Raw genomic sequence first — 20,091 nt, forward strand, 5'->3', positions numbered from 1 at the left:
ACATTAGAACCATGCCGCATTTGCTGTAAATACAGTTGTTCTTAAAATAATCGGAAGTATTATGCCAAGTTGGGTGGTGGAGCAAATATGCTCGGAGAAATATTATCTAGTTTTACGATGTTTTCAGAAACGATCGTTTTCTTTTGAATGTAAACAGGAAGCGGTGCTTCATGTTCTAAAATTACAGGATGCACTACAGATTTTAGTTCTTTATGCACTTCCTCTTCAGAAAAATTAAAAGACACGCAAGAACTTCCTTTCTTAATCGCCTGAACAATTGTCGGGGTCGATAAGAAGGCAATAAATATGAATAATAATATGCGTGCTAGTATTTTCATCGGAGCAAAAATAGCGTTAAACAAATAAAATCAAAGCGACAAGCCAAAAATTTTATACAATTTTAACAAAAACATAAAAGCAGAATAATCAAACTAGACTATTCTGCTTTTTAATACATTCATAAACAATAAATTATAGCGATTCGTCCAGCCATGCATTCATCATCCAAATTGTTTTTTCCTGCTCTGCTATGAAGTCACTCATCATTGAATTTGTACCTTCATCATTAATTTCTCCAGATTTATTCAGGATTTCTCTTTCAATTTTTAACAAATCAGATAATGAATTTACAATTAACTGAACTGCTTTTTCATCGTTTGAGATATTTTTTCCAACTGTTAATTTATTGTTGTTGATATAATCTTCAAAAGTATGTAATGGAGTTCCGCCAATTGTCAAAACTCTTTCTGCAATCATATCTATTTTTAATTGTGAATCTGTATATAATTCTTCAAATTTTACATGCAAATCAAAGAAACGTTTTCCACGAATGTTCCAGTGAATTCCTCTTAAATTTTGATAGTATACCTGAAAATTTGATAATAAAACATTTAATTCTTTCACTAACAATTCTGACTCTTTTACAGGTAATCCTAAAATATTTGTTTTCATAATCTTCATTTTTTATAACTAAGTTTACTACAAATTTAAATTATCTTCATTAAAAAAATTATAAAAAAAAATTATATTTACTTATTTTTGTATCAAAAATTACTATCAAAATGACGATAACTCAATTACAATATGTGTTAGCAGTTGCAGAGCATAAAAACTTTACGCTTGCAGCCGAAAAATGTTTCGTGACACAACCCACATTAAGTATGCAGATTCAAAAAATTGAAGAAGAACTTAATATTTTAATTTTTGACAGAAGTAAAAAACCTATTCAGCTTACAGATATTGGTCAAAAGATTGTAAATCAGGCAAAAAATATTGTAAACGAAGCAGATCGTATTAAAGATATTGTCGAACAGCAAAAAGGTTTTATTGGCGGCGAATTTCGTTTAGGAATTATCCCAACGATTATGCCAACGCTTTTACCTATGTTTTTGAATAATTTCATTAAGAAATATCCAAAGGTTAAGCTTTTAATCGAAGAGCTTAATACAGATGAAATTATTGTAAAGCTAAAAAATGGTCATCTTGATGCGGCAATTGCCGCAACCCCGCTTGAAGATGAAAAAATAAAAGAAATCGTTTTATACTTTGAGCCGTTTGTAGCTTACATTCCGGAGCATCATCACAGTTTTCAAAAAGAAGAAATCGAAGTGGCTGATTTAAACATTAATGAAATCCTGCTTTTACAAGACGGACATTGTTTTAGAGACGGGATTTTAAATTTATGTAAAAACGGTACTGATGTCGAGCAAAATAATTTCCAGATTCAAAGCGGAAGTTTTGAAACTTTAATAAAATTAGCCGACGAAGGTTTGGGTACAACGTTACTTCCGTACTTGCACACCTTAGACTTAAAAGAATCCGACAAACTGAAACTACGAAACTTTAAGGAACCAAAACCTGCCCGAGAGGTAAGTTTGATTTACCCAAAGAGTGAATTAAAAATGCAAATCATTGACGCTTTAAGGTCTACAATTGCCGGCGTTGTAAAAGGCGCAATTGTTTTTCAGAACGTTCAAATCATTAGTCCGCTGCAAAAAAAGTAAGCATAAAAAAAGGAGCCAATTTGGCTCCTTTTCTTTTATACTTTAATCAGTAGTAGACTTTGTTTTAATTCTGGTTTTTCAATAATGAAATTTAATAACCATTCTTGCAATTGTTCCATTTCGTATGGTAACAGTGTTTTGATAGCTTTTTCTAACTCTCTGCAGAAAAGTACCGGGTCGAAACTTACTCTCTCAAGTATTGATTTCGTGTAATCAAACATCATTTTTGACATAATAAAATAAGATTTTTGGGGGTTATCTATATTTTTAAACTCGCACCAAATGTAAACATTAATCACATATAAAGTTTCTTTTTAACTTATTTTTTTAAAAACTTTATCAACGAATACGTTTTCTTAGTACAGATAAATCAATATAGAACCATTCTAAACAACTAAATTACACCTTTTTAAAGGCTCTAAACATTTCTCGTTTTCCAGGCGGGCCTGCTAATTTTTCGACTGTAAATCCAACAGAAATCATGCTTCTTTTAACAACTCCGCGGGCTGCATAAGTTACAAGGACTCCATTAGGCTTTAAACTATTGTACATTTTCTGAAAAATTTCAGTACTCCAAAGCTCCGGCTGCACGCGATATCCGAAGGCATCAAAGTAAATCAAATCAAAAATTTCAAAATCGTTTATTTCATCAAAAAATTGTTTCCTTTTAGTTAACGAGAATTTGCTGCTAATTTCGTTTTTCTCATTCCATTCTGTTTTATGCATTTTCTCGAAAATGTTCTCAAATTCCAATGCCTCAAGTTCGGCAACATAATTCATTCCTAGAACTTCTTCGGCATTTACAGGATAAGCTTCTACTCCAACATAATCAATTTGCTGCTGCTTATGTTCTGATTCTAAAAAAGTTATAAAAGCATTCAAACCCGTTCCAAAACCAATTTCAAGAATTGAAACCGGATTATTCTCAAATAAGGACAAACCATTCATTATAAATACATGTTTTGCTTCTTGTATGGCACCGTGTTTTGAATGGTAACTTTCATTCCATTCTTCTAAATGAATTGTGGTTGAACCATCTAGCGTTTTAATTATTTCTCTTTTCACAATTTTCGAATTTTGCAATGGATAATTATAGTTCTGTAACCCATTTTCCAAGTCAAATTTACTTAAAACAAATGCGTAAAGCCTTAAAAAATGATAGTTTTTTCATAAATTCCTTATAAAACTCCGCAAAAATTTTAGGTTTATTATAAGATAAATAAATCTCAGTTAAACACAGGAATTAATGCAGTTTTACCAAGTAAATTATATATTTTTCCGTAATTTTGCATTTGAGAAAACCTATTCTTCATCAGATCATTACGTTATATTTTCATCTGTTAAGAATACCAATTAGATAAAACTTTACATAATTATGAGTACAACTCAAACAAGCAAAATTGAAATCAGAAAAGCTACTTCGTCTAAGATAAGTTCTGTAGACTTTGAAAACTTAAGCTTTGGTGCTGTATTTACAGACCATTTATTTGAATGTGATTACAAAAACGGACAGTGGCAGACTCCGGTCATTAAGCCTTATGCACCGATTTTAATGGATCCTTCTTCAAAAGTCTTTCATTATGGACAAGCGATTTTTGAAGGAATGAAAGCTTATAAAGATGAAAATAATGATGTTTGGTTGTTTAGACCTGATGAAAACTACAAGCGTTTCAACAATTCTGCTGTACGTATGGCTATGCCTGAAGTTCCGGAAGATGTATTCTTGGAAGGTTTAAATGAATTATTAAAAATCGATCAGGAATGGATTCAAAGAGGAAACGGTGCAAGTATGTACATTCGTCCTTTTATGATTGCTACTGGTCCTGGGGTTATTGCAAATCCATCTGACGAATATAAATTCATGATTTTACTTTCTCCTGCAAAATCTTATTATGGCGGCGAAGTAAAAGTAATTATTGCTGAACATTACAGTAGAGCTGCAAATGGTGGAATTGGTGCTGCAAAAGCTGCCGGAAACTATGCTGCACAGTTTTACCCAACTAACTTAGCAAACAAAGAAGGTTTCCAACAAGTTATCTGGACTGATGATGCAACGCATACAAAACTGGAAGAAGCGGGAACAATGAACGTTTTCTTCAGAATCAACGATACTTTATTAACTGCTCCAACAAGCGAAAGAATTTTAGATGGTATTACCAGAAAAAGCTTAATTGCAATGGCTGAAAAAGAAGGATTAAATGTTGAAGTTCGTCCGGTAATTGTTTCTGAATTAGTTGAAGCTGCTAAAAACGGATCTTTAAAAGAAATTTTTGGAGCTGGAACTGCCGCAGTTATCAGTGTAATTAAAGGTTTCTCATATAAAGATGAATATTTTGAATTAGCTCCAATTGAGAATTCATATGCTTCATTCTTAAAAGAAAAATTAACAAGTCTTCAAAACAAACTTTCTGAAGATACTTATGGATGGACAGTTAAAGTTCAATAATCCAATATCAGAATAAAAACAAAACCCGACAGCATTCGTTGTCGGGTTTTTTATTATATATCTGTAATTTATATTAAACACATAGAAACATAGATTTAATGTGTTTAATAAAGAATACAAAAAGAAACATGTTTCTCACACATAGCTATGTGCATTAATGCAAGTGAAACGTCTTTTTTATAAGCACCAAAAACTATGTCTCTATGTGTTTAAAACATTTGCACACAGAATTTCTCTTTATAGTAACTTAGAAAAATCAGGTTTAAAGTAATTTGGACCTTTCATTACTTTTCCGTCTTCACGATAAATTGGTTTTCCATCTTCACCAAGCTTACTCATATTACTGCGTTGGATTTCATCAAAAACAGCTTCAATTTTATCCTGCAGACCGTGTTCAATAATAGTTCCGCATAAAATATACATCATATCTCCAAGAGCATCAGCAATTTCGACTAAGTCATTATTTTGTACCGCTTCAAGATATTCTTCATTTTCTTCTTTCATTAAATTATAACGAAGCAGTTTTTTAGTTTCTCCCAAATCAGCAATTGGAATCTGGCTGTGACCTATTTTAAAAGCAGTATGAAATTCAGTAACTGCGTCTAGTTGTTTTTTCATGTTTTTATTCTATTAAATGAGTCGGCAAATTAGCAACAAATCGTATACAATTCTCTAAATTTGTCAAAAATTATTTTTAAGTATGTTTAGTCAAGGACAATTAATATTCGGACTCTGTTTTTTTATTGCATTTGTAATCGTAATGATTTTCGCTTACCGCAAAGATCTTGCACTTCACAAAGTTTTTTACAAAGGAAATTATAAAGTATTACTTGTATTTCTTCTTTTTATTGCCCTTTTATTTGTCATCAAAATCTTTTTAAAGAGATAATACAATCTATTATTTTTAGTTATTAGTTTAGACTCCCAAGAAAATTTATAACTTTACGAAAAACCTGCACCAATGAAGATTCTAAAATATTTATTTCTTTTACTTTTATTAAGTTTAGTTGCTCTTACCGTTTTTGTTGCTACCCAAAAAGGGATTTTTTCTGTTGAAAGAAGCAAAGTAATCAATTCTCCAAAAGCAACTGTATATAATTATGTAAATGACTTTAGAAACTACGAAGATTTTGAATCTTGGGCAGTTGAAGATCCGTCTTTTAAATTTACTTTCCCAAATAAAACTTCCGGAAACGGAGGTTCTTTTTCCTGGTCTAGCGAAGAAGAAGCCGGAAATGCCATTACACTAAAAACAAAAGATGGTGAAAGTATTGTACAAAAAATGAAATACGACGGCACCGAAGCTGATGTAACATGGACTTTTAAAGATACGCTTGCAGGAAAAACAAAAGTGACCTGGAAAGCAAAAGGAACAATGAGCTTTTTGTTTAAAATATATGCGGCATTAAATGGCGGTTCAGATAAAGTTATTGGAACTATTTACGAAAAAAGTCTTGTAAACATTGACAAAAACCTGGATTACGAAACCAAAACTTACGCTGTAAAAGTAGATGGAGTGGTTAAAAAAACCGAAACTCCGTATATCAAGCAGACATTTACAAGCGAAATTGCTAAGATTAATAAAAATGCCAGAATTGTAATTCCGAAACTGATTCATTTTAGCGAAACCAATGATTTAAGCGCAAACGGAAAACCTTTTATTATTTATCACACTTATGATACTGCAAAAGGATTAGCAAAAATCTCCATTTGTTTACCAATTAATAAAGAGATTTCGATTAGTCCGGGAAGTGATATTTTATCAGGAAAATTAAATGGTTTTGACGCTGTTAAAACCACTTTAAAAGGAGATTACACGCATACAAATGAAGCAATTGCAAAAACAACAGCTTATATCAACAATCAAAAAATTATACCTGAATTAGGATGGTCACATCTTGAAATTCTGTCTGTAAGCAAATTAGATACAAAAAGCCCTTCTAAATTAGTTACAGAAATTTATTTCCCAATTAAACCAAAAGTAGTTCCCGCTTCTGTTACAACACCTGTTTACACTTATGGAACCGACACTGGAATTGAAGTTGACGCTGAAACTGGAACGCCAACAACACCAAAACCAGCAGCGCAAAAACCTGCAGTTCAAAAACCAGTTACACCAAAACCTGCAGCACCCGCAACAACAACTCCTGCAAAAACAGAAGAAGACTCTGAATTTTAATTTTTTTAAGGTTGGATTAAACCTTTTGCTTAAAATTCATTCTAATTTAATATAAGGATTGATAAATCAAGAAGTTTGACCGACGAAAAGGAATTTATACAACAATTATTAGATCCTAAAACGCAAAACACAGCGTTTCAAAAACTTATATCTGATTATCAAAGACCGCTGTATTCTCATATTCGAAATATTGTTTTGAATCATGATGATGCAGATGATGTTTTGCAGAATACTTTCGTAAAGGTATTTCAGTACTTAAAAAACTTTAAAGGAGAAAGTAAACTCTTTTCATGGATGTATCGAATTGCGACAAACGAAGCTTTGACTTTTTTAAATCAGAAAGCAAAATTAAAAGGTATAACTTCTGAAGATTTACAAAATAAAACGATCGACAATCTAAAATCAGATGTTTATTTTGATGGAGATGAAATCCAGATCAAACTTCAAAAAGCAATCGTTACACTGCCAGAAAAGCAGCAGCTGGTTTTTAAGATGAAATATTTTCAAGAATTAAAATACGAAGAAATAGCAGAAATTCTTGGCACATCCGTTGGTGCATTAAAAGCATCATATCATCATGCGGTGAAAAAAATTGAATTATATGTTACAACAAATTAAACCTTTTATAGCAAATCTTATCTTACAGACATTATGAAAGAATTAAAATTAGAAAACGAACCGAAAGTAAAATCAGGATTTAAAACTCCGGATCATTATTTTGATACCCTTTCGGCAAAAGTTTTAGAAGAGATTAATGAAAGAGAAGTAAAAGTAATTCCTCTTTATAAACGCAAAAAAGTTATTTCGATAGCGGCGGCTGCGGCAGTTTTTGTTGCCTTTTTGATTCCAACTGCAAATCACTATTATAAAGCATCAAAAGAGCTTGACGAAGCAACATTAGAAACGTATTTGACTTATCAATCAAACTTAAATCAATACGATTTAATTAAAGAGTTAGACACTAAAGACATTGACAAATTAAATAAGAATGTTGCATTAGAAGAAGAAACACTGGAGGATATTTTAGCAACAAATCCTAATATTGAAAATTTAATTTCTGAATAAAAACAAAATTATACAAATATGAAAATCAAAAATATATTAGCATTACTTCTGTTTTTAGTTACTTTTTCATTTTATGCTCAAAATGATAAAACAGATGAAAAACGTGAAAAAATTAAAGCTTTTAAAGTTTCGTTTTTAACTACAGAACTTGAGCTTACGCCAACAGAAGCAGAGAAATTTTGGCCCATTTACAATGCGTACGATGACAAACAATTTGAATTGCGTCATGATAAAATGAAAACGTATCTGAATAAATTAGACGACGATAACATCAATTCAATTTCAGAAAAAGAAGCCACTACATTGTTATCTCAAATTGAATGTACGGATAAAGAATTGTATCTTTTACGTGAAAAGTTTATGACAAACCTAAAAAAGATATTGCCGGCAAAAAAAATATTAAAGCTTAAAAAATCTGAAGATGATTTTAACCGAAAATTATTAAAACAATATCGGGATAAAGCAGGAAAGTAAATTCCTTTAAGACACAACAGTGATAAGAACCCTATATAATAATACTTACTTTATTATTTAGGGTTCTTATTTTTTATTTAAAGTTTAGCCGAACTACTTTATTGTATCCGGCTGCAATTGCAGTATTTCTGTTAACGAAACGAATGGTGAAAAGTTTAGAATCTGTAGACAATTGTGTCCAGTTTTCGCCTCCATTTTGAGAATATTGAATTCCTTCAGAACCAACACAAATAATCTCTTTGCCATTTCCACCCGGAACATATTGTATGCAAGAAGCATATCCAAAGCCCAAATCCTGACCAATTAATTCCCAAGTTTTCCCACCATCTTTTGTATAAGCTTTATTACCTGATTTTTTGTTTGGAAGATCATAATCTCCTCCTGCAATAAAACCATGTTTTGCATCATAAAAATCGGCTGTATAAATACCCGTCATAGCTTTTCCCTGAACAATAGGAGTTTCTACAACTTTCCATGTTTTTGCTTTATCTGGAGAATAAAAAACACGAGCCTTTTTTCCGCCAGAAACCAGCCACGTATCGTCTCCTTTAACAACTATATTCGTATTACTTGCGGCAAAAGCTGCTTCGCCGGTTGCATTTGTAGGTAGTTTATCAGACAATAATTTTGTCCACGTTTCTCCTCCGTCACGAGTTACAATTACAGAAAAAGTATCTTCTGTAGGATCTCCAATTGCAATTCCTTCTTTATCATTCCAAAACTGCATACTGTCGTAAAAAACCTTTGCATTAACTTCTTTATAAACTAACTTAACTTTATGGTCTTTTTTAGAAACCGAATAAAGCAAAGCCGGATTAGAAACACTTAATAAAAAGATGTTTTTTGAGTTTTGTGCAATACTTCTAAACTCTAATTTTAACGTATCACGGTAGATATGTTCTTCAAATTTTTCTTTCTTATCTAAATCGTAATAGCCAAAACGTGAGTTATCTCCTCCATACCAAACTTTATCTTTATCAATTAAGATCGCTCGTATACTAATTTTATCCTGAAATAATGTATCGATTTTAACTGATATAAAACCACTGCTAAAAGCTTTTTTATTGCTGATATTAAGCGTTCTAAAAGACATTAATAAAATAAAAACACCAAAAAATAAAATTAGTTTTTTCATAAAAATTAAGATTTGTTCAATGCTAAAATACAATTATTTCTAACATCTCAAATATGTTTTGTTTATTTTCAGAAAATAATAATTTCCCATATTTTTTGTTCAATCAAAATTCAATTACAATTCAACAAAAACATAACAAACTACAAACGTGATATTTACAAACCAAAAGTATCAAATTTAATTTGTGGCACAGTAATTGGATATCTCCTATCACAAATAATTTAATATGATTTAGTCATGAAAACGAAATTACTTTTAATAGCGGTTGTAGCATTAGTTTTTGGTTCATGTGGTGCACAAAACCAAACTACTGTTTACGCAAAAAACTCAGATATAAGTGATAATTTAGATTTAAGAGCAGTTGCCTCTATGTTTGGTGAATCTGCTAATCTTCAGGATTTTGAAAGAAGATTAAATGATCCAAAATACCAAATATCAAACCTTGATTTAAATGGCGACGACGAGGTTGATTATTTACGTGTAATTGAATCTGTAGAAGACAGAACTCACGTTGTAATTATTCAGGCCGTTTTAGATCGCGATGTTTATCAGGATGTTGCTACAATTGATGTTGAAAGAGACAATTACAATAAAGTAAGCGTACAGGTTGTAGGTAATACTTATTTATATGGTGACAACTATATTTATGAGCCGGTTTATAGTGTAGCTCCGGTAATTTATACTTCATTTTGGATTACTAATTACAGACCATACTACTCTACTTGGTATTGGGGTTACTACCCAACTTATTACTCAGCATGGAGACCTTACCCAGTGTACAGATACAGAAACAATGTAAATGTATGTATCAATGTTCACAACAATTACAATTATGTAAACACAAGAAGAAGTTACAGAGCTCCGGTTCTTTATGAATCAAGACGTACTTACGGTTACGAAAGAATGAGACCAAACAATAGCTTTGCTCAAAGACATTCTAATGTAAGCAACAGATATGATTTAGATCAAAGAAGAGTTGCAAGCAGAGAAGCTAACAGATCTCAAAACACTTATAACTCTGACAGATCAAATTCAGGAAGACCAACTTCTACCGAAAATAGAAACACAAACAGAGATTACAGCAATAGCAACAGAAATAATTCTGACAGAAGTTACAACAATACTAATCGTGCAACAACTAACAGAGATAATAATGCTGGTAATGCAAATACTCCTGTAAGAACAGATAATACTCCGAGAACAGAGACAAGAGATTATAACAGAAATAATTCAACTGCAACTGTTCCAAGAGGAAACTCAGAAAACAGAAATTATTCTAATAGAACATCTTCACAAACAAATGAAGCACCTAGTAGAAGTTATTCTGAAAACAGAGCAAGCAGACCAGCTCAAACTCAATCTGCTCCTGTTCAAAGAACTGAAGCTCCGAGAAGCTACGAAAACAGATCAAGTTCTCAAAGCAGTTCAAACGCTTCAAGACCTCAAAGTGCTCCACAACGTTCCGAATCACCAAGAGTAAGTCAGGAATCAAGAGGCAGCCAACCTCAAAGAGAAAGCGGTTCAAGCTCTAGAGGCGGCGGTAGAAGAGGTTAAGAATATATCAATTTATAGTAAAAATTAAAAGCACAATTTGGGGATTGTGCTTTTTTTTATCTTTTTAATTATAATAGCTGCTAATTTGTTTTAAAACAGTAAATTTGCAACCGTCTTTTATTAAAAATATACATGAGCGCATCGCATAAAAACTTACATAGTAAGTTGTCTATAGGGGGTTTATTGATAACATTGGGAATTATTTATGGAGACATTGGGACGTCTCCTTTGTATGTAATGAAAGCCATTCTTGGCGATCATACCATAAATGCAGATATTGTATTAGGAGGTATTTCCTGTGTTTTCTGGACTCTTACTTTGCAAACTACAATAAAGTACGTTCTTATTACCCTAAGTGCCGATAATCATGGTGAAGGTGGTATTTTCGCATTATATGCATTAGTCAAAAAAACAAAAATTCAGTGGCTCATTGTGCCCGCCATTATTGGAGGAAGTGCCTTGCTTGCTGATGGTATTATAACGCCTCCCATCTCAATTTCATCTGCAGTTGAAGGTATTAGGGCATTCTACCCTACAATGGAAACCAAGACCATTATTACTATTGTAATTAGTATTCTTTTTGTCCTATTTACTATACAGCAGTTTGGAACTAAGTTAGTTGGTAAGTTTTTCGCACCAATGATGTTGATTTGGTTTGCCATGCTTGGAACTTTGGGTATTATACAAATTATTCACTTCCCGGAAGTAATTAAAGCTATAAATCCTTATTACGCTTATCATTTACTTTCAGTTCATCCTGATGGATTTTTTGTTCTTGGATTTGTATTTTTATGTACAACCGGGGCCGAAGCTTTGTACTCAGATATGGGGCACTGCGGTAGAAAAAACATTAGAATCAGCTGGATTTTTGTAAAAACTACTTTAGTATTAAATTACTTTGGTCAGGCTGCTTACTTAATTCACCATGAAGGAAGTACATTACAGCAATTAGGAGGAGAAAACGGAAATCCGTTTTATTTAATTATGCCGCATTGGTTTTTACCATTCGGAATTGTGGTCGCAACTTTAGCTGCCGTAATTGCATCTCAGGCCCTTATCAGCGGATCGTTTACATTGATAAATGAAGCAATGCGTTTGAATTTCTGGCCAAAAGTAAAAATCAAATATCCTACCGAAGTTAAAGGACAATTATATATACCGTCAATTAACTGGTTATTGTTTTTTGGTTGTGTTGGAATTGTATTACACTTCGAAAAATCAGGAAATATGGAGCATGCATATGGTTTAGCGATCATTTTATGTATGATCATGACAACCATTTTACTGAACTATTATTTAATCATGAAACGTGTGAAACTATATTTTATGGTTCCGCTTATCACGATTTATTTATTGATCGAATTTAGTTTCCTGATTGCAAACATTACAAAATTTGCCGAGGGAGGTTATGTAACTTTAATCATTGCAACGCTTCTTATTTCGATAATGACGATTTGGTATTTAGCTAAGAAAATCAACAAAAGCTATACTAAAATCATCAAAATTGACGATTATAAAAAAGTATTAGTAGAATTAAGCCAAGACTTATCTATTCCTAAATACGCAACGCATCTGGTTTACATGACAAACGCGAACCGTGTTGACGAACTGGAGGAAAAAGTGATTTATTCAATTTTACAAAAACGTCCAAAAAGAGCCGATATTTACTGGTTTGTACACGTAAACATTTTGACTGAACCTTATAAAACGCAATATAAAGTTACCGAAATCGCGAAAGACGATATCTATAGAATCGATTTCAACTTAGGATTTAGAGAGCCGACGAAAATCAATTTAATGTTTAGAGAAGTTATTCGTGACATGGTAAAACGCGGAGAAGTGGATATTACAAGCCGTTACGAATCATTAAACAAAAACAATATTATTGGTGACTTTAAATTTGTATTGTCTGAGAAATTCTTATCCAATGACAATGACTTAAGATGGCACGAAAATATTATCATGAACTCTTATTTCTTTATTAAGAAACTGAGTTTATCTGAAGAAAGAGCTTTTGGTTTAGACAGCAGCTCCGTAAAAATAGAGAAATTCCCGATGGTGCTTCACGCTCCGGAAAATATCGGATTGACAAGAATAACGACAAAAGAATAATCTACTTGCAGAAATCTCTTCAGAAAAACACTCTTTTAAAACTTTATCAGAGTGTTTTTCTCTTTTAAAAGGAAAGCTAAATAACAATCATAATTAAAAATTTAACTTTCAATCAATTAATAGTACCTTTGCAACTCAAATAATTAAAATGAGATTACACAGAAATTTAGTTTATACTACCATCGATTCTTTGAACGCGATTTTCAATGAAGGCGAATATGCAGATAAAGTGGTAGCAAGAGCATTAAAAAAAGACAAACGTTGGGGAAGTTCTGACAGGAAATTTGTTGCTGAAACGATATATGAAATTGTTCGCTGGAAACGTTTATATGCAGAAATTGCAGAAGTAAAAGAACCTTTCGACAGAGACAATTTATGGAGAATGTTTGCGGTTTGGGCAGTTTTAAGAGGATATCCAATTCCAGATTGGAGACAATTAGAAGGAACTCCAGAAAGAAAAATAAAAGGTCGTTTTGACGAACTTTCAAAAGTTAGAGCATTAAAAGAATCTATCCCGGACTGGATGGACGAATTAGGTGTAAAAGAACTTGGCGAAAAAGTATGGGCAAAAGAAATTGCTGCTCAAAATCAGCCTGCTAAAGTTATTTTAAGAACTAACACACTTAAAGGAACTAAAGAAAACCTGAGAAATACGTTGATGGATTTAAATATTGAAACAGAATATTTAAAAGATCAGCCTGAGGCTTTAGTTTTAAAAGAAAGAGCAAATGTATTTTTAACAGATGCTTTTAAACAAGGACTTTTCGAGGTTCAGGATGCTAACTCACAATTAGTTGCCGGTTTCCTTGATGTTAAACCCGGAATGCGTGTTGTTGATACTTGTGCCGGAGCGGGAGGAAAAACATTGCACATTGCTTCTTTAATGGAAAATAAAGGACAATTAATTGCAATGGATTTGTACGAAAGTAAACTAAAACAATTGAAATTAAGAGCAAAAAGAAATGGTGCTTTTAATATTGAATACCGTATTATTGACACTACAAAAGTGATCAAAAAACTACATGAAAGAGCAGACCGTGTTTTAATTGATGCGCCATGCAGCGGTTTAGGTGTTTTAAAAAGAAATCCTGATGCTAAATGGAAATTACAGCCAGAATTTATCGATAACATTCGTAAAGTTCAGAGTGAAGTTTTAGAGAGCTATTCTAAAATTGTAAAACCAGGCGGGAAATTAGTTTACGCAACTTGTTCTGTTTTACCATCAGAAAATCAGGAACAAGTAGAGAAATTCTTAAAAACAGATATCGGAAAAGAATTTACGTTTATTCAGGATCGTAAAATACTGGCTTCAGAATCTGGTTTTGATGGGTTTTATATGGCATTATTAGAGCGTAAAACAAAATAAAAATTCAATATTTTAAATTCTAATATTTTAAATTCCAAATTCCAATTTTATAGTTGGGATTTGGAATTTTTATTTTTGAATATTTTTCTCCCATAATTTGTTTAGTCCCTACGGGACAACTTTATCGGTACTCACTTTTTTTCTACCGATATTAAATCTCTACGAGATATTCTTAAAAATCTATTTTTTAGCAAATTATTATTTCTTTAAACTCCATTAGGAGTTAAATATCGGTAACAAAAAATACCTACTCCCAATATCTCGTAGAGATTTAATATCGGTAAAAAACACAGAAGACGACATCAACATTTGTCCCGTAGGGACTTAACACTACGCATAAAAAAATCCAATCCTCCTTATTTGTCATTTCGACCGAAGGGAGAAATCGCACTAGTGGGTCGGCAAAGATTGGCGATTTCTGTGCGGAATTACTAGTGCGATTTCTCCCTTCGGTCGAAATGACAAGATTGCGAAAAATTGGGATTTGGGATTTAAAATATTGATTTTTTCTTATCTTAAACTCGACTTACGTAATAACTTCCCATTTTCGTTTTCCTTAAACTTCGGAACAAAAACAATTTCTTTAGGCTTTTCGAATTTCCCTAAAACATCAAAAAAGTCAGCAGAGAAATCATATTTCTCACCTTCAATTACTAAAATCAGTTTTTCACCTAAAACAGTATCGGGAACACCCGTTACAAAAAAGCGGTTACTAATTCTGCCAATTAACTTTGCTTCAATCTGCTCCGGAATCAGCTTTACTCCTCCACTATTAATGACATTATCGATTCTTCCTAAAAATACAAACTGATTTTCATTTACTAAATCAACTAAATCATTAGTAACAATTGGCTCATCAGAAATAGAAGAAACATAAATTACCAGACAGCCTCGATCGTCTTTTTCAATTTTTACATTTGGCAAAATTGTAAAAGCACTTTCTCCTACCCTTTTAGCCGCAATATGCGTTATCGTTTCGGTCATTCCGTACGTTTCGTAAATCTCTGTTTTAAAGGGTAAAAGTTTCTCTATAAGGTCGCTGTCTGTTTTTGCTCCGCCAATAATTAACTTTTTGATATTTGTTAATTTTCCAAGTGAATTCTGAACCTGTAAAGGAACCATCGCAGCAAAATCGTATTGTTTATTATTGTAGGCTAATGGTTCTGTACTCGGAACTACAACATCCAATTCTAAACCTAAAATCAAACTGCGAACCAACATCATTTTACCTGCAATAAATTGAGTTGGCAGACAAAGCAAAGCTTTATTCCCCGGTTCTAAACCAAAGAAATCTCCCGTCGCTAATGCAGACTGAATCATAGCTTGTTTTTCTAATCTAACTAATTTAGGAAGTCCAGTTGTTCCAGAAGTTGTCATTTCGATATAATCTTTGTGATCAAACCAATCAAGGAAAAATTCCCCAATAGCTCGCTCGTACAAATCACCTTCTTTAATAAAACTATATCCAATTCGGCACAAATCTGCAGCGTTTAAATGATAGCCATCAAGTTTAAAATAATTATGTACATTTTTATGTGTTAAGTTTGGCATGATCCTGTTAGTTTAAATTTAAAAATTCTGACACCTCATTATCTGATTCATCAATTTTACCCGTTAATTTCTCTTTCCAATTCGTCCATTTGTACTTTTTACTAAAAATAAAAAGCAAAATAGGGTAAACAATTACAACCGGTAAAATTACATCAGCACCGGCTGAAGGTTCTGACATATCTTTAAAAATAGAATGTGTTTGAAAAACCGACCAATCTGAAGTTACCAATAAAGCCCCAATAAGATTATTTGCCGCATGGAAGCCCAGAGCCAGTTCCATTCCGTCATCCATTAAAGTAATAATTCCGAGGAACAATCCTGTTCCTATATAATACACCATGATAATATATCCCATCTTAGTCACTTCGGGATTAAGAATATGCATGGAACCAAATATCAGTGAAGTCATAACTAACGGAAACCATCTGTTTTTGTCCAGATTAGCGAAACCCTGCATCAAATATCCTCTAAAAACATATTCTTCTGTACTGGTTTGAATGGGAATCAAAATTGTTCCTATAACTGCTAAAATCAAAAAAGGAACTAATTTAAAATTCCAGACAAATTTTTCCGGAGATTGAAAATAGAGTACAAAAAAACTGATTACCGAAAATAAAGCCCAAAGCACGAAAGAAAATAAAATTCTGTTCCAATCTACTTTTTTTCGTCCTGTTGTTACCGATAAAAGCGTTTGATGGTGCATATATTTTACCACAAAATATATTCCGGCAAAAGCAAAAACAAACGAAAGCATTACTAAAAATAAGGTAAGATTGGGCTGAAACATTTTTAAAGCCAAATCATTGTCAGTTGGGAAAACGGCATTTTCTTTAAAACTTTTATAAAGAACCGCAATAGAAAAAGGAATTTGACCTACAAATGAAGCTGTAATAATAAAAACAGATCCTAAAAGATATTTCCAAAAATGATTTTGAGGTTTAACTCCTTGCTCTAAAAACATATATTTAAAAATTTTAAAATGAGAATTCGATTTAAATAGGAAATCCTATTTTTGTTGTACTAAATAACGACTGTTTTTAGCAGATCTTATTCTAGCAGACTTTAAATATAAGAAAATGATACAAATTTACCATAATCCGCGCTGTGGAAAATCGAGAAGCTGTTTGGCATTTATTGAAGATACCAAACAAGAATATGAGATAATTCCTTATTTAACGGACACTCCGAGTTTTGAGGAGCTAAAAAAACTTCTTAAAGAATTAAATATTCAGCCAAATGAATTGGTTAGAACCAAAGAAAAAATCTGGATTGAAAATTACAAAGGAAAAGATTTGAACGATGACCAAACTATTCAGGCAATGGTAGATAATCCTATTTTAATAGAAAGACCTATTGTTGTAAAAGACGGTAAAGCAATTATTGGAAGAGATTTAGACAAAGTTGCCTCTTTTTTAGATTGATTATAAAATGATCAATTAACATTTTTTTGTGATCTTTCTCTTTAAACCAAAAGGTACATTTGCCGTCTAAGATGAAAAGAAACCAGAAAAAAATGAAACAAATCAATTTTGTTGTAATGCTCGTGATGCTTTTTACAGGCTTTTACAACTATGCACAACAAGGTCCACCAGCAAGAAATAAGGTTAAAGTTACCGGAAAAGTTTTCGAAAAAGTAAGCAAGCAGCCGCTTGAATATGCTACTATTTCGATCATGGCTCCAAATGACACAAAAGTTATTGCAGGCGGAATAACTAACCCGAAAGGTGAATTTGAAGTAGCTGTTGCTCCGGGAACTTATGATATAAAAGTAGAATTCATTTCGTTTAAATCGACTGAAATTAAACAAAAAAGCATTCAGGAAGACACCAATTTAGGTGTCGTAAATTTATCTGAAGATGCTGCACAATTAAATGAAGTTGTCGTTCGTGCCGAAAAATCATCTGTAGAAATTAAACTGGATAAAAAAGTTTACAATGTTGGTCAGGATATGATGGTAAAAGGTGGAACAGTAAGTGATGTTCTAGACAACGTACCATCTGTTTCTGTTGATACCGAAGGAAATGTAAGTTTAAGAGGAAGTGATAATATCCGAATTTTAATTGACGGAAGACCTTCAAACGCGATAAATGTTGCCGAAGCTTTGCGTCAGCTTCCGGCAGATGCCATTGACAAGGTTGAAGTTATTACCAATCCATCTGCTCGTTATGATGCCGAAGGTGGATCAGGAATTATCAATATCATTCTTAAAAAAGGAAAAAATCAAGGTTTAAACGGAACTTTTATTGCTTCGACAGGACTTCCTGAAACCTACGGTTTAAGCGGAAATTTAAATTATAAAACAGAGAAATTAAACTACTTCACAACTCTTGGCTACAACCGCAGAACAAGTGAAGGTGCAGGTTTAACTAATACATCCTATTTAAATGCTGACGGAACTCCAAAAGGATATCTTGACGAAGATCGTGATACTAAAAGAACTTCTGACGGATTTAACGGAAGAGCTGGTATAGAATGGACTGTTGCTCCAAATACGTTTTGGACAAATGCCATTAATTATCAAAAAAGTTCAGGTGACACAAGAGATTTCATCACGTATAGTAATTTTGGCGCAGCACATGATTTCACAGGTAATTCATACCGATTAAATGATGGTGTTACAGGAAGTGAAAGCGTAGAATATACGTCAAACTTAATTAAAAATTTCAACGATAAAGGGCACAAACTTACCGCTGATTTATCGATCTCAAGAAATTCAGACGATAGTAATAGTTTCATTACAGCATCACCAAATTTCAATAGTACATTGAACGATCAGGTTCAGAAACAAGTACAATTACAAGCAGATTATGTATTACCATTAGGTAAAGGAAGCCAGTTTGAAGCCGGATATAAAGGAAGTTTTGGTGATTTGAACAACGAATATGTAATAACCGACAATCAGGGTAACCCAGATCCAAAATTATCAAATACTTTAGAATACAAGGAAAACATAAATGCAATTTACACGCAATACGGTTTCAAAGTTAATAAGTTCTCTTATTTATTTGGATTACGTTGGGAAGACACTAATATTCAGGTAAATCTATTAGATAGTAACGATTTCAACACTAAAAAATACAACAACTTATTTCCAAGTGCTTTTATTAGTTACGAAATTTCAGATCAAAGTAACTTCACAGCAAGTTACAGTAAGCGTTTATCAAGACCTAGAGGACGTTTCATGAATCCTGCAACAAACTATTCTAGTAATGTTAATATTTTTCAAGGAAATCCGGACTTAGATCCATCTTTGACAGACAAATACGATATTGGATACATCAAACGTTGGAAAAAATTAACCTTTAATACCTCTGCATATTTCGAAAACACAAAAGACGTTTTCAGTTTCGTGAGAACTCCAACAGGTGACGTTGTAACTCCTGATGGTGATGTTGTAACTCCTACACCGGCTAATCCAGTTGATGGAATTCCTGTTATTTTAAGCCGTCCAATTAACTTAGGAAGAGAGCAAAAATTTGGTTTTGAGTTTACTCTTAATTATACACCTTTCAAAGTATGGAGAATTAACAGTAACTTCAACTTTTACAACGTAAAAACTACCGGAGAAAATACTTATATAGATACTAAAGGAAATACAGTTGTACAAGATCTGGATAATCAAGCTAATACATGGTTTGCCAGAATCAACTCAAAATTAACGTTACCATACAAAATAGACTGGCAGTTAAGTGCTGTTTACAATGGCGAACAAAAAACGGCTCAAGGTAAAAATTTAGGTCAATTTGGTATGAATACAGCGTTTAGTAAAGATGTTTTAAAAGACAAAGCAACAATTGCATTCAATATTAGCGATATTTTCAACTCACGTATCATGAAGTCCTACACCTATCTGGAAAATGATGTAACACATGAAAATCAAAAAGCTTACAGCGAAATGCAGTTCCGTAAACGTCAATTCAATTTATCATTTACGTATCGCTTTAACAAAGCAAAAAGTGATAGAGATAAAAACGCACAGCCTAAAAATGACGGCGGCGGAGAAGGTGGCGGAGATTTCCCGGGCTAACGTAAGTTAAATTCCAATATTAAAAAATCCCAAATTCCAATTTCACTGGATAAATTTCAATACTAAAAATCCCAAATTCCAATTGATTAACCCTCATTGGAATTTGGGATTTTTTATTGGAATTTATTTTTAGACATAAAAAAAAGGACTCGTTTTCACGAATCCTTTTATGAAATCAA

Annotated in this window: 19 protein-coding genes; 11 read left to right on the forward strand and 8 right to left on the reverse strand. The window is 32.5% G+C overall.

All coding sequences use genetic code 11. The annotated features are described in order from the left end of the window. Positions 1 to 59: 59 nt before the first annotated feature. Both B3C18_RS11250 and B3C18_RS11255 read right to left on the reverse strand, forming a co-directional pair. A complete protein-coding gene (locus B3C18_RS11250) occupies positions 60 to 338 on the reverse strand; it encodes a hypothetical protein (RefSeq protein WP_235992049.1) in 279 nt (92 codons plus the stop codon). Positions 339 to 471: 133 nt separating this feature from the next. Further along, positions 472 to 951, reverse strand: coding sequence for a Dps family protein (locus B3C18_RS11255; protein ID WP_073484763.1), 480 nt, complete (start codon positions 949 to 951; stop codon positions 472 to 474). Between the two features lie 110 nt (positions 952 to 1,061). On the opposite strand from B3C18_RS11255, the gene B3C18_RS11260 reads away from it, so the two are divergent. Beyond that, a complete protein-coding gene (locus B3C18_RS11260; RefSeq protein WP_291146684.1) occupies positions 1,062 to 2,003 on the forward strand; it encodes a LysR substrate-binding domain-containing protein in 942 nt (313 codons plus the stop codon). Positions 2,004 to 2,038: 35 nt separating this feature from the next. On the opposite strand, the gene B3C18_RS11265 is transcribed toward B3C18_RS11260, so the two are convergent. Both B3C18_RS11265 and mnmD read right to left on the reverse strand, forming a co-directional pair. Further along, positions 2,039 to 2,236, reverse strand: coding sequence for a hypothetical protein (locus B3C18_RS11265; RefSeq protein WP_053471796.1), 198 nt, complete (start codon positions 2,234 to 2,236; stop codon positions 2,039 to 2,041). Between the two features lie 166 nt (positions 2,237 to 2,402). After that, the gene (mnmD, locus tag B3C18_RS11270) at positions 2,403 to 3,068 is read right to left on the reverse strand and encodes a tRNA (5-methylaminomethyl-2-thiouridine)(34)-methyltransferase MnmD (RefSeq protein WP_291146687.1); all 666 of its coding nucleotides are present in this window, start codon (positions 3,066 to 3,068) and stop codon (positions 2,403 to 2,405) included. A 310-nt stretch (positions 3,069 to 3,378) separates the two neighbouring features. On the opposite strand from mnmD, the gene B3C18_RS11275 reads away from it, so the two are divergent. Then, positions 3,379 to 4,449: a branched-chain amino acid aminotransferase gene (locus B3C18_RS11275; protein ID WP_291146689.1), complete on the forward strand. Its 1,071-nt coding sequence runs from the start codon at positions 3,379 to 3,381 to the stop codon at positions 4,447 to 4,449. A gap of 237 nt (positions 4,450 to 4,686) precedes the next feature. Here B3C18_RS11275 and B3C18_RS11280 read toward each other — a convergent pair whose 3' ends face one another. Continuing rightward, on the reverse strand, positions 4,687 to 5,067 hold the full coding sequence (locus tag B3C18_RS11280) for a nucleoside triphosphate pyrophosphohydrolase family protein (RefSeq protein WP_291146691.1): 381 nt from the start codon (positions 5,065 to 5,067) through the stop codon (positions 4,687 to 4,689). A 343-nt stretch (positions 5,068 to 5,410) separates the two neighbouring features. Here B3C18_RS11280 and B3C18_RS11290 point away from each other — a divergent pair, with 343 nt between their 5' ends. The 4 genes from B3C18_RS11290 to B3C18_RS11305 all read left to right on the forward strand — a co-directional run bounded on the left by B3C18_RS11290 (position 5,411) and on the right by B3C18_RS11305 (position 8,167). Continuing rightward, a complete protein-coding gene (locus B3C18_RS11290) occupies positions 5,411 to 6,628 on the forward strand; it encodes an SRPBCC family protein (protein ID WP_291146694.1) in 1,218 nt (405 codons plus the stop codon). Positions 6,629 to 6,703: 75 nt separating this feature from the next. Then, positions 6,704 to 7,246 (forward strand): RNA polymerase sigma factor, encoded by a 543-nt coding sequence (locus tag B3C18_RS11295; RefSeq protein ID WP_291146696.1) that lies wholly within the window; start codon positions 6,704 to 6,706, stop codon positions 7,244 to 7,246. Between the two features lie 33 nt (positions 7,247 to 7,279). Then, positions 7,280 to 7,693 (forward strand): hypothetical protein, encoded by a 414-nt coding sequence (locus tag B3C18_RS11300; protein ID WP_291146698.1) that lies wholly within the window; start codon positions 7,280 to 7,282, stop codon positions 7,691 to 7,693. An 18-nt stretch (positions 7,694 to 7,711) separates the two neighbouring features. Continuing rightward, positions 7,712 to 8,167 (forward strand): sensor of ECF-type sigma factor, encoded by a 456-nt coding sequence (locus tag B3C18_RS11305; protein ID WP_291146700.1) that lies wholly within the window; start codon positions 7,712 to 7,714, stop codon positions 8,165 to 8,167. A 73-nt stretch (positions 8,168 to 8,240) separates the two neighbouring features. On the opposite strand, the gene B3C18_RS11310 is transcribed toward B3C18_RS11305, so the two are convergent. Beyond that, on the reverse strand, positions 8,241 to 9,302 hold the full coding sequence (locus B3C18_RS11310) for a WD40/YVTN/BNR-like repeat-containing protein (protein WP_291146702.1): 1,062 nt from the start codon (positions 9,300 to 9,302) through the stop codon (positions 8,241 to 8,243). A gap of 237 nt (positions 9,303 to 9,539) precedes the next feature. Between B3C18_RS11310 and B3C18_RS11315 the strand changes: the two genes are divergently transcribed. The 3 genes from B3C18_RS11315 (at position 9,540) to B3C18_RS11325 (ending at position 14,334) form a co-directional block, all read left to right on the forward strand. Then, positions 9,540 to 10,856: a hypothetical protein gene (locus B3C18_RS11315; protein ID WP_291146704.1), complete on the forward strand. Its 1,317-nt coding sequence runs from the start codon at positions 9,540 to 9,542 to the stop codon at positions 10,854 to 10,856. A gap of 132 nt (positions 10,857 to 10,988) precedes the next feature. Next, complete coding sequence (locus B3C18_RS11320) at positions 10,989 to 12,968, forward strand: KUP/HAK/KT family potassium transporter (protein WP_291146706.1); 1,980 nt, start codon at positions 10,989 to 10,991, stop codon at positions 12,966 to 12,968. A gap of 148 nt (positions 12,969 to 13,116) precedes the next feature. After that, positions 13,117 to 14,334: an RsmB/NOP family class I SAM-dependent RNA methyltransferase gene (locus B3C18_RS11325; protein WP_291146708.1), complete on the forward strand. Its 1,218-nt coding sequence runs from the start codon at positions 13,117 to 13,119 to the stop codon at positions 14,332 to 14,334. A gap of 510 nt (positions 14,335 to 14,844) precedes the next feature. On the opposite strand, the gene B3C18_RS11330 is transcribed toward B3C18_RS11325, so the two are convergent. Together B3C18_RS11330 and B3C18_RS11335 are read right to left on the reverse strand one after the other, a co-directional pair. Continuing rightward, a complete protein-coding gene (locus B3C18_RS11330; protein ID WP_291146710.1) occupies positions 14,845 to 15,885 on the reverse strand; it encodes an AMP-binding protein in 1,041 nt (346 codons plus the stop codon). Positions 15,886 to 15,892: 7 nt separating this feature from the next. Continuing rightward, positions 15,893 to 16,846 carry a CPBP family intramembrane glutamic endopeptidase gene (locus B3C18_RS11335; protein WP_291146712.1) on the reverse strand — a complete coding sequence of 318 codons (954 nt, stop codon included), beginning with the start codon at positions 16,844 to 16,846 and terminating at the stop codon, positions 15,893 to 15,895. A 115-nt stretch (positions 16,847 to 16,961) separates the two neighbouring features. On the opposite strand from B3C18_RS11335, the gene arsC reads away from it, so the two are divergent. Together arsC and B3C18_RS11345 are read left to right on the forward strand one after the other, a co-directional pair. Then, positions 16,962 to 17,306, forward strand: coding sequence for an arsenate reductase (glutaredoxin) (arsC, locus tag B3C18_RS11340; protein WP_291146714.1), 345 nt, complete (start codon positions 16,962 to 16,964; stop codon positions 17,304 to 17,306). 92 nt (positions 17,307 to 17,398) lie between these two features. After that, positions 17,399 to 19,912, forward strand: a complete 2,514-nt coding sequence (locus B3C18_RS11345) for a TonB-dependent receptor domain-containing protein (protein ID WP_291146716.1) — start codon at positions 17,399 to 17,401, stop codon at positions 19,910 to 19,912. The last annotated feature ends 179 nt before the right edge of the window (positions 19,913 to 20,091 follow it).

The sequence above is a fragment of the Flavobacterium sp. UBA7680 genome (assembly GCF_002482975.1).
Lineage (GTDB): Bacteria > Bacteroidota > Bacteroidia > Flavobacteriales > Flavobacteriaceae > Flavobacterium.

Coding starts and splice junctions, on each gene's coding strand:
- B3C18_RS11250 (WP_235992049.1), bottom strand. CDS start 338: ATGAAAATACTAGCACGCATATTATTATTCATATTTATTGCCTTCTTA.
- B3C18_RS11255 (WP_073484763.1), bottom strand. CDS start 951: ATGAAAACAAATATTTTAGGATTACCTGTAAAAGAGTCAGAATTGTTA.
- B3C18_RS11260 (WP_291146684.1), top strand. CDS start 1,062: ATGACGATAACTCAATTACAATATGTGTTAGCAGTTGCAGAGCATAAA.
- B3C18_RS11265 (WP_053471796.1), bottom strand. CDS start 2,236: ATGTCAAAAATGATGTTTGATTACACGAAATCAATACTTGAGAGAGTA.
- B3C18_RS11275 (WP_291146689.1), top strand. CDS start 3,379: ATGAGTACAACTCAAACAAGCAAAATTGAAATCAGAAAAGCTACTTCG.
- B3C18_RS11280 (WP_291146691.1), bottom strand. CDS start 5,067: ATGAAAAAACAACTAGACGCAGTTACTGAATTTCATACTGCTTTTAAA.
- B3C18_RS11290 (WP_291146694.1), top strand. CDS start 5,411: ATGAAGATTCTAAAATATTTATTTCTTTTACTTTTATTAAGTTTAGTT.
- B3C18_RS11300 (WP_291146698.1), top strand. CDS start 7,280: ATGAAAGAATTAAAATTAGAAAACGAACCGAAAGTAAAATCAGGATTT.
- B3C18_RS11305 (WP_291146700.1), top strand. CDS start 7,712: ATGAAAATCAAAAATATATTAGCATTACTTCTGTTTTTAGTTACTTTT.
- B3C18_RS11310 (WP_291146702.1), bottom strand. CDS start 9,302: ATGAAAAAACTAATTTTATTTTTTGGTGTTTTTATTTTATTAATGTCT.
- B3C18_RS11315 (WP_291146704.1), top strand. CDS start 9,540: ATGAAAACGAAATTACTTTTAATAGCGGTTGTAGCATTAGTTTTTGGT.
- B3C18_RS11320 (WP_291146706.1), top strand. CDS start 10,989: ATGAGCGCATCGCATAAAAACTTACATAGTAAGTTGTCTATAGGGGGT.
- B3C18_RS11325 (WP_291146708.1), top strand. CDS start 13,117: ATGAGATTACACAGAAATTTAGTTTATACTACCATCGATTCTTTGAAC.
- B3C18_RS11330 (WP_291146710.1), bottom strand. CDS start 15,885: ATGCCAAACTTAACACATAAAAATGTACATAATTATTTTAAACTTGAT.
- B3C18_RS11335 (WP_291146712.1), bottom strand. CDS start 16,846: ATGTTTTTAGAGCAAGGAGTTAAACCTCAAAATCATTTTTGGAAATAT.
- arsC (WP_291146714.1), top strand. CDS start 16,962: ATGATACAAATTTACCATAATCCGCGCTGTGGAAAATCGAGAAGCTGT.
- B3C18_RS11345 (WP_291146716.1), top strand. CDS start 17,399: ATGAAACAAATCAATTTTGTTGTAATGCTCGTGATGCTTTTTACAGGC.